Genomic DNA, 13,399 nt, shown 5'->3' with positions numbered 1-13,399 from the left:
TTTAATGGCGTTATTGCCGTAATGTTGTGTTTTGCTTGAACGGTGCCCACTTTAGAATCCAAATATGACAGTTGTGTTTCACTTAATTGAAGCCTATATGACAACTGCAAATTAATGGCTCATTTTTCCTCTTTTTAATGAATCGGTAGTTACACATCCATCAGGTTCGCTTATCTCCACACTTATTTGTGTAGGATTCAGACGCCAAACAACCAACCTCCCTTCTATTTATATCGAACGACAACCAATATATTTCTATGTTTTTCAATCAAATAGGCGTAACACAATTGAGAGTAATGTGCAGCTAAAGCGCAATTTTGAGCAATAAACAATCATGTATATCAAATACCTATCGCATATAACAAAATGAATACCTTTACTGATTGAATTGTCAGTCTCATTAGTTAGAATCCCCAATCAATTTTAATAATAATAATTCTCATCTACTAAATTATTCAAAGAGGGACATTAAATGCGCCAACTTCTCAGTGGCTTATCTATAAAAATACAGACCCTTATTCCGGTTCTATTTTCCGTCGTCTTATTATTGGCTGGCGTCATTATCGGTGGGGATAAACTCGAAAGTGCTTTTAAAGATGTGTCAGTTTCAACCGATGAGTTGATCCTACATAAAGAAGAACTCAGTGAAATCGTCGACAACAGTTACGGTATGCGTATCAAAGCGATTTACAGCTTATTTAATGCAGACGATGTGAAAACCTTAGTTGAGACACTAAACCAAAAACGTGACCAAAATGCGCGTCTATTAGATTCATTGAACACCGTTACAGGGATGCAGGAAGAAGTCACTGCAATGCGTAAAGCGATGAATCACTATGTCGATTTTTCTCGTATCACCATGCTCCCTCTCTTGACCGCAAAACACGGCAATACAGCGCTTCCCTCTAATTTTGATGCCAGTTACCAAACCGCTATCGACCAATACCGTCACGCGGGAAATGAAATGGTACAAGCTATCAATACTCTTTCTAAAAAGCTGAATCACATTGCTACCCAAGAAGTCCACATCAACGGTCAACAACATACCAGCACGCTCAATACAGCGACGATCGCACTTTTAGTCATCCTTTCTGCTGCTCTGCTTATTAGTTGGACACTGGCTGGCGTCATCGTTACACCAATCAGTAATATTCAGGAAACCATGCGTGAAGTGGCAAAGGGCAACCTGTTAGTTAAAGCAGATGAACAAGGTAACAATGAAATTTCACGTCTTGCACAAGACGTAAACCAATCTGTTGAACAACTGCGAGACACCGTAAGTTCACTATCTCGGATCAGTATCGAAGTGGCGTCAGCATCGACAGAGCTCGCGGCTGTAATGACACAATCAAGCGCAAACTCAGATCAAGAGAAGCAAGAAGTGGAGCAAGTTGCTTCTGCTGTAAACCAACTTGAGAGCACAGCATCGCACGTAAACGAGAATGCAGTACAAGCCGACTCAGCTTCCAAGCAAGCCGACGAAATGGCAACACACAGCATGAGCTTGTTTAATGAGAGCAACCAAGCTAATGAGCAAATGGCGACTCAGCTGAGCGAAGCGGCAAACGTTGTAGGCACGTTAAAAGAGCACTCCGAGCAGATTGGTAAGGTAATTGAAGTAATTCAAAGCATCTCTGAGCAAACTAACCTTCTTGCACTTAATGCAGCAATCGAAGCCGCACGAGCTGGTGAGAGTGGCCGTGGTTTCGCAGTGGTAGCCGATGAAGTTCGAATGCTGGCTGCTCGTACGCAAGATTCAACCAAAGAGATCCAAGCAATTATCGAAGGCTTGCAGGTTCAATCGGGTAACGCCAATGAGAGCATGAGCAGTTCACTGTCTATGTTAGAGCACAACCAAACGCTCTCAGGTGAGGTGAGTGCTGCCCTTTCTGGTATTGCTAACTCAGTAACCGACATGACAGAAATTAACACTCAGGTTGCCTCTGCCGCAGAAGAACAAAGCCAAGTGACTGCAGACATCAACCGTAATATCTCAAACATCTACAGCCTAGTAAGCCAAAACGTAACCGGTATTACTCAAGCCGCAGCAGCGAGCCACGAGCTATCTAACTTAGCCGAGCAGCAAAAGCAGCAGTTGGATTATTTTAAGGTATAGGGTTTAAAGTCTAAGCTTCAAGGTCTAAGCTTCAGATCTAAGTTAAGACCTATATGCCAAAACCTAAAAGGCCGTGGAAAACCACGGCCTTTTTATTTACGCATTAAGAACTAAATCATTCTGCAACTAACAAGACGCTAAATTTATATTGTGCGGCGTTGTACTGGTAAACCTCACCATTAATCGAATCAAACGTCATCACGCTCTGACCATCACTCGCAGGAGTTGAACTCCATATATAAACGGCTAAGTTTCCAGCTTCAACGTTAAACGTATCACCAAACACCTTGTGACTCATTGCTGGAGAGTGACAAGCCACTTCTTTTAATGACACTAATTCTTTGATGTTTGGCATGCGCCACTCTTTTTCACCACCGAACTTATGCAACGCATGACTGCCACTCTGATCATTGATTGATTCAACCATAGAGAGCGCACTCTGCCAGTGATACGTTTCAGCAGGCCCACTACAAGCTAATGTCTTCGTATCCCAAGTTTTACCCAGTTGGCAACGCATCCAAGTTAACCCTGTCAGTTCATCGCTAAACGTCCCATTATCATTCGCAACATAACGCGTGCTCGGAGCCGATTTTTCCATATCTAAACTGCACTCTTGTGCCATTGCACCCGCAGAAAACAGAGCCATTAAAGTGATGGAGAGTAAATTTTTCATATCTATTGACCTTGTAGTGAAACTAAACGAATTGGGAATTGGAACGAGTCATAATTATCCGAAGAATCAACATCACCTGAATAGATCTCTATAGAACCAACAACCCCCCTGTCTGAACCCTGGGTTCCAATCTCGTTGTAATAGAAGCCACCTTCAACAGCTGTGTTTGTATATTGGCTATAAGTAATGGATTGAGTCCATACCGAACCAGTGTAAGCCGTATAGTCAATACCAAGGGTTTGATGTGGGAAGTACTTGTAAGTTAAACCATAAACTTCACCATCCGAGTTGGTTTCTGTCTCACCGAAGTCGAGCACGTTGTAGAATTCATTGAATGTTGGCAAGCGCCAATCTGACTTGCCGCATAAGTTCATTGCATTGATATGTTCAACGTAATCTTGAGTGGTACATATCGCATCGCCTTTCGTTTTACACGTCGCTAAATCAACATCTTGATCGTAAGGCGTTACTAGTCCGGGTAGCTCAAGCGCTAATATGCGATCTTTATATTGAATAGAGCTTTCGTCATCCGTTTTCGATTCCCAAATCAAGCCACTGCGTTGATCCAAAACACAAGACCACTCCGCAGCATCATCAGCAAGCACCTGACCACTTGAATCTAACTTTGCGAACTGGAAACCATTGCCGGTATTGTCATTCAGCTCTGTTTTATCAAAGCCGTATTCTGCATCTTGACCTGGGAATGAACTCTGTGGTTCAACGACATTTTGTGTGTCATCGATATCTGAGAAATAGCGTAAAACACCCGTATCATTCAATGCTGTCGCAGCTTTTAGCTCTCCTTCGAGGAAATTTGCAAAAGCAGTAACTTGGTCATTAGTGAGTACTCCACTTACATAATCGGCCGCACTCTTATCAAATTTCGCACTCAATTGAGCCAGCATGAACGCACGATTAGAGTGCTTAAACGCCTTAATTGTTGATACGATATTTTGTTCCAGACTCGCAAGTTCAGATGCAGATAAATCGTCTTGAATATCGCCAGATATAGCGATGCCACTTTTCGCCAACTGAGCTTTTAATTTGTTGTTAGCTTCAGCTACCGTCAATCCGTCAGCAACATAACCCGCCAATAGTGAACTGATACCATTAATCTCATTTCCCGTATTTTTTTGAAGACCGGGAGCGGCAATATAAGCGTAAGAAGAGGCAGAAGCGCTCGTGCTATTGGCTGCAATCCCCGTATCCACCTGAGCTAACAAAGGAACCGATAAAATCGACTTCTTAGTACTAGTAATACTAAATTCGCCATTCGCGTTAGCCGTCGAGCTTGGTTCTCCACTATCACACATGTAGTTTTGATTTATGTCTGCACAGACCTTACTTTGTAAATCTACATTCTGTGCTGTCACTGTACCTGACACGGTATAGGTTGGTGCTGCTGATGCAGAGGTATCGGAACCGCCCGAACCACCGCAGCCAGCAAGAGCCAAAGAGATGGCCAAAATTGTCAATTGAGGTTTCATAGAGTTATCTTCTTGTTTTGTTTTTAAAGAGCCTTGCCGTTAGAGACAAGTAACGCGTACCAAATGACCTGCCGAACGAGAACAAGGACATGAATAGAATCAATATTGGTGAGGTTGAGCCACCGGAAGAGTCACTCGCAACGGTTGGTTCTTGAGGTGAAGTCGTTGTTTCACCACATTCGTATTTCGAAATAGTACCGAGTCCCCAACGCTTTAGATTCCCAGTTTCACCATTCACATAATCGGCGATCTCTAAACGCCAAGACCCGTTAATAGGCTCACCTTTAAACGAATCAAGAACCGAGTCATGCTTGAGCGTGAAGTAACCATCAAAACCAGAAAATCGCGTCGATTTATGGTTAAGTAAATCAACTCGTGTTCCCTTCGGAGAAATCAGAGTGACCACTAGATCGCTTAAACGAGAGTGTTCGATATCTAAATACAGACCGAAATTTTCGTCTGCGGTCTGAGCCGTGCCATTTAGAGTGAAATTGAATGTTTTAAAGCCAACGATCGGCTGATTAGTTGAGCTAAACCGGCTATCAGGAAGGTAACTGTTCACTTCTTTGATATCGGATTCGAGTACAGGTAAGCCATATACAAGAGACAAATCATGCTGCCAATTGTGTAATTTGAGGGCGTCGTTGTATCGGTAGTCGACACTCGTATTCATGGCGACTGAAGAACCACACATCTCGCCGGTCGGAAGTGTCGCCTCTATCGACAACTTATCAACCGGATCGCTAACGAACGACTTCACCAATTCTGAAATATTGATTTGGCCATCCACTTGAGCCTGTCTTAATGTTGGGTACAACTCAATCGTCAACGGCTTCTTTGGATCAACATAACGGTCAGGAGCCTCTACTTTAAATGGCTCGATGATCAATCCATGCACATCAAACTTTTGCTTCAATATTTCAGCATAATCTCGATTTGGATATAGTTGTTGAGCCACAAACAGAGTGCTCTCAGCTAGGTCATGCATTTTCAATCCACGACCTAGCCCATACATAGACTCGAGTACGATTGAATCGAACTCGTTAAAAGCGATCTCACCATACTGCTCAACTGAGGCTTTCAGAGCCTGGAATAAAGGCGTTGACCAAAGCTCATCACCTAGTTCACCAGCAACACTTTCATGAGGGCGATATTCTGCTTGTCTAAAGTAACGTGCCCTTTGGTTCCACAGGCTACGCGTGGTATTCCTTACCCCGAAGTAACCATCCCAGTTAAAGACAGTATCTATCTCGAACTCTTGCCCGCGAGTCTGTGCATTTTCATATTGAATACGAAAGCTAAAACTACCCGCCCAGTAATCTCCAAACCCTTCACCGATGGCACCTGTATGGCCGTAAGCCCAATCTTTTACGATGTGATAATGAATCCCATGGCCAAGCTCATGCAGAATCACATCACCATCTAATGCATCAGGTGAGCCACCGCCAATACCAAATAAAGCCGCTTTGGGGCCATAATAGTACGTCGAGTTATCTGCAGATAAGCCTCTGCCATCGAACTCAAGAGGGGCATCAAACAGATCAAAGCCCAAGCTGCTGATATAACGTAAAGACTGATCTAGATGAGCAAATACCATCAATTGTAGGAATCGCACATCTTGCCAATCCACATTTTGCAGCTCGTTCAGATCCGCAAACTTTGTGAGCCCCTCAGCTGCGAGAAAACTTGAAGTGTCACGGTTCGTTACAGCACCTGAGTCTGGGTCAAGTGAATACAAGGCTGTTGCATCAACCTGAGATATACGAGCATTGGTAAGGTAGATACCATCGCTGTGGTTCAATACCTCCACATCCGCTTGCACGTAGTGTGGGAGGCTTGGATATTGACTCACATCGGTGAGCAAACTTTCTGGTGGCGCAGCTCTATCCATGGTTCTTAAATCAGGACTGAACACATTCACATGCGTCGCAACCACTTGGCCACTGCTTAAGCTCGGCGCACGCTCTGCTTCTAATAAGCGAGGAACTTCTAGCTCAGCAGCCGTTGTCGGATTTCCGTTGAGTAACACGGTATTTTCTAAGCTTCTGAAAACGCGTGAAACCTGCTCGTCAGAGTTAGTGGATAGAACCACAGATTTCTGTTGTTGGTACTCACCTTTGATCAATAAGTCGAAGTTATAGTGGTGTCCCAACTTAGACTGTGTTTCATAGCGAAACCTCAGCGTACCAACGTCAGGATAAGCTTGTTCTAAATACGCTTTGGCTTCCTGCTGCGTTGTTACAACAATATTACCGAGAGGGTAATCCCATTCGGCAGCACTGCTTGTTGCTGAAACCAACAACAAAGCAATGTATAGAGGACTCTTTTTCATATGTCCTCCTTAAAACGCATACTTGGCGTTAACGGTGAAGTAACGACCAGGCTCTGTAGAGTAAACTTTATTACTATCAGCTATGCCCGCGACATCTTGGTAACGGATGTATTCTTTGTCGAAAAGGTTGATAACGTTAGCGCTGACATCCAAACCGAAGGTCCAAGAGTAACTTACGCCAAGGTCAACACTCGCCCAGCCAGAAGTAGTCGCACAGTCAGTAACGATACCTAAATCATCTTCACATTGAGGGACGTTATCCATCGCTTGCGCCCAATTAACCTGCGCATAAGCGGAGAAGGCGTTATCGTCATAAGTCACCTCGGCATTACCTTCCCAAGGTGTTAGCGTACGAACTTTTTCTCCATCCTCATCTTCTCCATCAACGTAGCCGACTTTAGTACTCACACTCCAAAAATCGCTTAAACGGTGTGCAAGAGAAGCTTCAATGCCATATGTCTCGACTCCATTTACGTTTTGATACTGCTTGTAGTAGTTACCTGTATTTGGATCCGGCACAAATGAGATCTGTTTAACGTCGATAAAATTATCGAACTTTTGATAGAAAACGGCCGCATATAGCTGTGTTTGTCCATTATCAAACTTACTGCCTAATTCAAACGAATCACTGGTTTCGGCCTCTAGGTCCATATTAGGCACAATGACAAATGGGGTAATTGGGACAAAATCATGGTTCTGATAACCATAAATTTTGTCATAACCCGGTGCTCTAAAGCCGTGGTTGTACGAAAGGTATGTATTTAGCGAGTCTGTTAACTGATAACTCACCGATAAGCTAGGAGAAAACTCACTCGAATTTTGTTCCTTCACTTCATAGTCATTGATTGTGCTCTGTGATTCAGGTTTCAACTGGTGTAAATCAACACGGGCTCCTGCCGTCACAGTCCAATGGTCAATTTCAATCGCGTCACGAATAAAAGCAGCAAAATTGTACGAGCGGGCTGGAGCAAAAGGGACATCCGCGTTAAGTGACACTCCGTTCCAATCTAAAACAGAAGATTGACTTGGACGCTCATGGAGGTTGGTCTCCATATTCACACCATAAGACAAGGTATGGTTCATGTTTTGATGTTGGAATGCGCTAATAAAATCGGCGTTTACACCGAGAAGCTGATCCGTAAAACCACGAATATCAATCGTTCTACGTAACTCAGAAACGTTATTGTTGTTTCGAGACATCAAACGATTAGTGGTATCTTCATTAGTCATATCACGCCAATAGATCTTGGCATCTAATTCCTCAAACCAAGTATTGGCAGGTAGATACTCAAACCCCGCATACGCAGAGAACGTCTCGGTATAAGACTGTTGGTCAAAATCTTCAGTGTCCCATTTACCGTCCTTTTGGATCTTAGAAGACCCTTCTTTACGACTTGAATTCTCTTTGTAATACTCGACATTGCCTTTGAGCATCAGAGCGTCACTTGACCAGTAGTTCAGGGTGTAACCACCACCGACGCCATCGATACTTCGGTTATATAGGTCTTCATCAAAATTACGGGTTTCTTCACCTTCCCAATAAGAAAGATTAACCAAGCTTTCGAATTTCCCCGAACGGAAAGCAAGGTTTGTCGCACCTTTGTATTTATTACTGATACCGGTATAGGTTGCAGAGACGTCGCTATAGAAATCTTTATCGTCGAGGTAGTCTCCCGGCTTTTTAGATCTCACAACCACAACACCACCAATCGCACCGGACCCATACACAGACGAGCTCGCACCTTTGATGACTTCAATACTGTCGAGGTTCGACATATCGAATGAGTTGCGCCCTATTTTGTCGTTGATGTCATTAGCCCCAAAACCATCAGCAGATTTTATCCCGTCTTTAACAATCAAAATCCGGTTACCTGTCATACCGCGAATAGTAATGTTTTGCGGTCGGCCTGCCCCCCCAGAAACACTGACTCCAGGTTCACTTTTTATTGCGTCGTAGAGTTCTGTTGCGCCTTTTTTTTCTAGGTCTTCGCCCGTGATCACAGCAACTGAACCTGCTACTTCAGATAACGGTTGCTCTATTTTGTTCGCCGTTACGAGCACCTCTTCAAAGTGGTAAACCTCAGATTCGGCGTGCACGACGTTGACAGCAAGTACACTCAGTACTGCCGCTGATAGGGGGGAAAGCTTCATTTACTGCTCCGCTTTAATGTCTTTCAGGGTAAGTGATAAAAGGAATGCGTATTCAAACGCTTGTTGCGCTAAGGATTTTCGTCTATCTGTCGAATGTCCTTGAGTAAAGTTTGTCGACAATAAATAGGGCCCACTTCCAGTCGTTAGCTCGCTTAATTTTGCGTAATACTTAGCCCCTTCCCAATAGGGAACGCGGCGATCGTTGAGGCCAACTTGAATCAATATCGGTGGGTAATTTTGTTCGCTAAGATTCAGATAAGGGTCATATTGCTGCATGAGCTTCAATTCATCGGCAATGTTTGGATTGCCCCACTCACCGTACTGCTGAGCTGTTAGAGGTAATGCAGAATCAGACATGCTATTAACAACATCAACAAATGGCGCTTTAAGGACAGCACCATCAAACAAGTCAGGAGCTTGATTTAAAGCTGCAGCAACAAGAGTGCCACCAGCACTTCCACCCATCGCATAAATAGGGCGCTTACCAAGATTGTATGCTGTCAAATCACGAGCAACTGCGATGAAATCCAAGATGGCATTTTCTTTTTTAATCCCCTTACCGGCTTGATACCAAGACTCACCATAAAACCCGCCCCCACGAACATGTGCAATTGCATAAATAACACCTTCATCAAGTAAGCTAATAATTTGTGGCATGAAATAGGGCTTCATCGCCATGCCATAAGCTCCGTATCCATACAAAAACACTGGTGTGGTCTTAGTCAATTTGTCTTTGCGATAAGCCAGTGTGACTGGAATTGTTACCCCACCAGAATTCACCATAACTTGCTCGGTTTGATACGCTGATTGTTGGTATTGGGGGTAATCGTCTTGAGAGAACAAATCTCGTTGCAGAGTTTGTGTATTTAAGCTGTCCCACTTAGCGGGCTGGGTAAGGGACATACTACGGATATGGAGTTTATTACTGCGGTAGTCGCCCACTTGGCTTACCCAAGCAACTTGGCCTGCGTCAGCCAATAACTGGCTTGAACGATAGCGGTTATCTTTGTCGAGAAAATTTAGAGACTGAGACGCACCACTTTGGCTAACAACCACAGCGCCGGATTCAAACAAATAGAAGTTACTGATTCTAGACTCGTCCGTTGGTTCAAAAACCGCTCGCCAGAGGTTGATATGTGGAGCCTGAGTAAGTGGTGCAGAGTAAAAAGCAAAATCATTGCGGTCGTGATTGCTGTTTGCAAACAACATAGAATCCGAAACATCAACGTAGTATTCCACCCCAGTTTTTCGTGGTAATAGTGGTTTGGAGATTTCACCGTTATCGAGGTTTAACAAACGTTGCTCGCTGGAGTTTTCACTGTTTGCCTGAACGACAGCAAATTGCTTATCACTTGAAAGGTAATACGAAAGCAACCAAGCGGAATCCAACTCTTCCGTTAATTGAATCGGCTTTGACTCATTTAAGAAGTATTTCGTTAGCGCATAAGGTCTCGAAGTTTGTTGTTCAAGTTGAATCAAATACAGAGATTGACCGTCTTTCGACCACGCAAGCGAACTGTCTACATTTTGAGCTACTAGTGTGACTTGCTGAGTTTTAAGATCAACAACACTCACTCGATACTGTTCAGTACCCGTAATATCTTCTGCTATTGCGAGCTTGGTTTTCGTTGAGTCGAGTGCCCAATCACCTAACTGATAGTAATTGTGCTCCGCAGAACGAGCATCAATGTTAAGCAACTCGGTCAAATCCTTACTCCCAACTAATCGGGACAATAAGGTTCTTTTGCCCTTGTGATTTAGGATCGCATACTCGTAGCCACCGATTTCCTGCCATGGTCTATCGGCTCGTTCAGGACGATTGTCTTGCCATTTCTTTTGTAGGGATTCGCTCAGAGATCGAATACGTTCTTGATGCAACTGAGTTTTATCATTCTGTTGATTGAGATAATTAAGTACTTTATTCGCACTACGGGAATCATCTCTGAGCCAAGAGAACTGATCCGAAGCACCAACTCCTGCCGACAAGACCAAAACAAAAGCTAACAACACAAATGCTTTCATAAACAAAACAAATCCATACGCTAAATTAATAAATTTCGCGCATGATGCACCCAAACGATAATGAGATCAATTATCATTTGCATAGATATGTGATGCCAGTCACTAGAAGAACGCTAATTTATGATGCGTTACCATTGCAATATCAGGTGTTATTTAAATTTGTATATGAATGACAAGTCAGTCAATAATATTGATTATATTGGACTTATCGGCATTAATTAAAGAAAGCAATCGTTTTCTTATCTTTGATAAAATGACTTAAATCTAGAGCTTTTGAGTTAGTAGGCATCATCGACTTAACTAGTGTGGCCGGTTTGCATGGTTGATTTTGCGAACTAAATTCACAGTCCCAGACTCGCAGCTCTGATTCGTTCAATTGCTTGAACCCTTCGAACCTGTTCTGGCGCGAAGCGCGCCGCCCTAAGTTGAGCAATTGTTTCTTGTAGTTCGCTTTCAGAGAGGGCGGAGTCGTTCAAAATGTCATTTCGCTCGGCAAAGTAAACCTTCAAATTTTCTTCAAATTCGGCTCTTTGCTGATCCAGAGATTCAAGCCTTTGGGTTGCTTCTTCACCGACCAGTTCGTTTCTCTTCAAATATTTCGCTTGTTCATCTAGACCTTCAGAGCTAGAAAGCTGTTGGAGTAACACCTGGTTCTGATAACTCGACTGAACGTAATTGGGGTGTTCAGACAAATACGATTCGAACCTTTGTTGGTAATCTTGCTCGGCTAAACCTTCCTGTCTCAGAAGCAATTTCTCTAAGGCTATTTCCCTCATTTTATTGTCATGGGTAAACAGAATACTTATCTCACTCTGACTAAAAAATTGAGCCTGGAGATCGAGTAACGTTTGATTGAGCAAACGCAAATCTTCTGCTGAGATCGTATCGAATTGAACATCTATAGATGTCAACGCTGATTTGTATTCAAGATATTTGGTAAACAGTGCCTCATCGACAATGACTGTTGGTGATTGTTCGTGGTGCCTTGCGACATTGTCACGAATATCTTCAAGGGTTAATTCTGTATTGCCTGACACGAAATATTCCATCATGTCTTTGGCTGATGCGTTATCGATGTCGGTATCTTGTTGAGAGGCGACCTTTAATGAAGAAGCGCTTCGTTTTTCGTCATTATGTAAATCTGGGTCTTCCTTTTTTAGATATAAAAAGACCGCCGCTGTGCTCATCAGGGCTATCGTGGTTATCGACAAAATGGCGGTCTTTTTCATTATGTGTTCCTTAAGGTCTTAATAAATGGGTAGGCAACCTAAAGGCCAGCCAGCTTCAATCGATTGGCGTGTTGACGATAGAGCGTCACAGGGTCGGTCTCAAAGAGATGGTGAATCCCCAGCAAACCATTAATTTCGTCTAGGTGATTCATTTTATAATCGTCGCCAATCACTTTGCCTAAGTGCGCGCTGCATGCCCCCACTAGTCCGTCATTCGGTTCATTGAAGGCTAAGCCAAGGATTGTCATCGCTCCGTCGGTAGGATCAAGAAGGTTGGTAAAAGTGGATGACCCTGTCCATGAATAGTAATAAACACCGTTATTGGCTTGCCATTCACCATCACCGCACTCAGACGTCGGAACGCCTTCAGGGTAAAACTGATTGAATGCAAGTGAGCCTTCCGTCGTTAAAGCTTCAAGAGATGCGAGACCGTCTTGGTCAAGATCCGTTCCACCAGATAACAGGTTAATGAGCGTAGTTAATCCACCAGCCAACTTAACCGCGATACCTTCTGCGGGAGAACCTTCTGACACGCTTCCACGCACGAGATCGGCAACTTTAGATCCTTTATGGACGCCACCAATACTTGTCACAGAGGCAACCAGATCAGGACGAACTGATGCGACATAACGCGCTGTCGGTCCCCCGTGGCTGTGACCGACAAGGTTCACCTTACTTGCCCCTGTCGCGGCTAACAGTGTCTCAACTTGAGCCAACAACTGCTCGCCACGGACTTCAGAGCTGTTGGTCGCTGATACTTGCGCTACATAGACGCTCGCACCATCTTTGGTTAGAGATTCAGGTACGCCATAGAAGTAATCCACACCCGCTAATGTATCGAAGCCAAACAGACCATGTACTAACATAATGGGATATTTCGTTTCTGTGTATCCACTGGCTTCTAATGCCGATGCGCTTGTGCCTGCGTAGGCTCCAAAACTGGATAGACAGGCGATCGTCCAAATTAATATCTTTTTCAATGCTCTTTCCTTAAACAGATTAGACCTCTGATGAGTAAAGGAACCCTAGGTTAGAATTTTATAAAAAAGAAAATTGGAGATTGATATTTGTGATGATGAACTTGAATTAAACAGCGGTGATTAACATTCAACCTATGTCTCCTAACAACATGCCCAACAGTAAATAACTGATTTAAATACATTATTACATGACTTAGAAAAATCGAATTCGATTCCACAATAGTGGCTCACGTCCAGGTTACTCGTGAGTACTCACCAATGAAAGCCTACTAGGGAACAAATACTAACCAAAATCCAATGGCAAACTTCGTCTTATATTTGATTGTTCAAACAATATAAAAGCCGTTGAAAATTTGATGCTTATGCCAGTTATGGGACAACCAGAGGTTGAATATGTTGACGAGAATTA

Annotated in this window: 8 protein-coding genes; 1 reads left to right on the top strand and 7 read right to left on the bottom strand. The window is 43.5% G+C overall.

What is annotated here, in order from left to right:
* Positions 1-472 precede the first annotated feature (472 nt).
* Complete coding sequence (locus tag L8S15_RS03495; protein ID WP_280572006.1) at positions 473-2,116, top strand: methyl-accepting chemotaxis protein; 1,644 nt, start codon at positions 473-475, stop codon at positions 2,114-2,116.
* A 115-nt stretch (positions 2,117-2,231) separates the two neighbouring features.
* Here L8S15_RS03495 and L8S15_RS03490 read toward each other — a convergent pair whose 3' ends face one another.
* From L8S15_RS03490 to L8S15_RS03460, 7 genes are all read right to left on the bottom strand, one after another.
* Entirely contained in the window at positions 2,232-2,789 is a 558-nt protein-coding gene (locus L8S15_RS03490; RefSeq protein WP_010431524.1) for a DUF1566 domain-containing protein, read from the bottom strand.
* Positions 2,790-2,791: 2 nt separating this feature from the next.
* On the bottom strand, positions 2,792-4,276 hold the full coding sequence (locus L8S15_RS03485; RefSeq protein WP_016797901.1) for a DUF1566 domain-containing protein: 1,485 nt from the start codon (positions 4,274-4,276) through the stop codon (positions 2,792-2,794).
* Between the two features lie 4 nt (positions 4,277-4,280).
* Entirely contained in the window at positions 4,281-6,608 is a 2,328-nt protein-coding gene (locus L8S15_RS03480) for a proprotein convertase P-domain-containing protein (RefSeq protein ID WP_280572005.1), read from the bottom strand.
* A 9-nt stretch (positions 6,609-6,617) separates the two neighbouring features.
* Positions 6,618-8,759, bottom strand: a complete 2,142-nt coding sequence (locus L8S15_RS03475; RefSeq protein WP_280572004.1) for a TonB-dependent hemoglobin/transferrin/lactoferrin family receptor — start codon at positions 8,757-8,759, stop codon at positions 6,618-6,620.
* The gene (locus tag L8S15_RS03470; RefSeq protein ID WP_280572003.1) at positions 8,760-10,781 is read right to left on the bottom strand and encodes a prolyl oligopeptidase family serine peptidase; all 2,022 of its coding nucleotides are present in this window, start codon (positions 10,779-10,781) and stop codon (positions 8,760-8,762) included.
* A 341-nt stretch (positions 10,782-11,122) separates the two neighbouring features.
* The gene (locus L8S15_RS03465) at positions 11,123-12,010 is read right to left on the bottom strand and encodes a lipase secretion chaperone (RefSeq protein ID WP_280572001.1); all 888 of its coding nucleotides are present in this window, start codon (positions 12,008-12,010) and stop codon (positions 11,123-11,125) included.
* A 38-nt stretch (positions 12,011-12,048) separates the two neighbouring features.
* Positions 12,049-12,990, bottom strand: a complete 942-nt coding sequence (locus L8S15_RS03460) for a triacylglycerol lipase (protein ID WP_010431550.1) — start codon at positions 12,988-12,990, stop codon at positions 12,049-12,051.
* Positions 12,991-13,399 lie beyond the last annotated feature (409 nt).

It is taken from the genome of Vibrio sp. S/42/10 (genome assembly GCF_029890535.1).
Taxonomy (GTDB): domain Bacteria; phylum Pseudomonadota; class Gammaproteobacteria; order Enterobacterales; family Vibrionaceae; genus Vibrio; species Vibrio cyclitrophicus.
This window is presented reverse-complemented; position numbering and strand designations above follow the sequence as displayed.

Excerpts from the sequence above, each read along its gene's own strand:
- L8S15_RS03495 (WP_280572006.1), top strand. The coding sequence starts at position 473 with ATGCGCCAACTTCTCAGTGGCTTATCTATAAAAATACAGACCCTTATT.
- L8S15_RS03490 (WP_010431524.1), bottom strand. The coding sequence starts at position 2,789 with ATGAAAAATTTACTCTCCATCACTTTAATGGCTCTGTTTTCTGCGGGT.
- L8S15_RS03485 (WP_016797901.1), bottom strand. The coding sequence starts at position 4,276 with ATGAAACCTCAATTGACAATTTTGGCCATCTCTTTGGCTCTTGCTGGC.
- L8S15_RS03480 (WP_280572005.1), bottom strand. The coding sequence starts at position 6,608 with ATGAAAAAGAGTCCTCTATACATTGCTTTGTTGTTGGTTTCAGCAACA.
- L8S15_RS03475 (WP_280572004.1), bottom strand. The coding sequence starts at position 8,759 with ATGAAGCTTTCCCCCCTATCAGCGGCAGTACTGAGTGTACTTGCTGTC.
- L8S15_RS03470 (WP_280572003.1), bottom strand. The coding sequence starts at position 10,781 with ATGAAAGCATTTGTGTTGTTAGCTTTTGTTTTGGTCTTGTCGGCAGGA.
- L8S15_RS03465 (WP_280572001.1), bottom strand. The coding sequence starts at position 12,010 with ATGAAAAAGACCGCCATTTTGTCGATAACCACGATAGCCCTGATGAGC.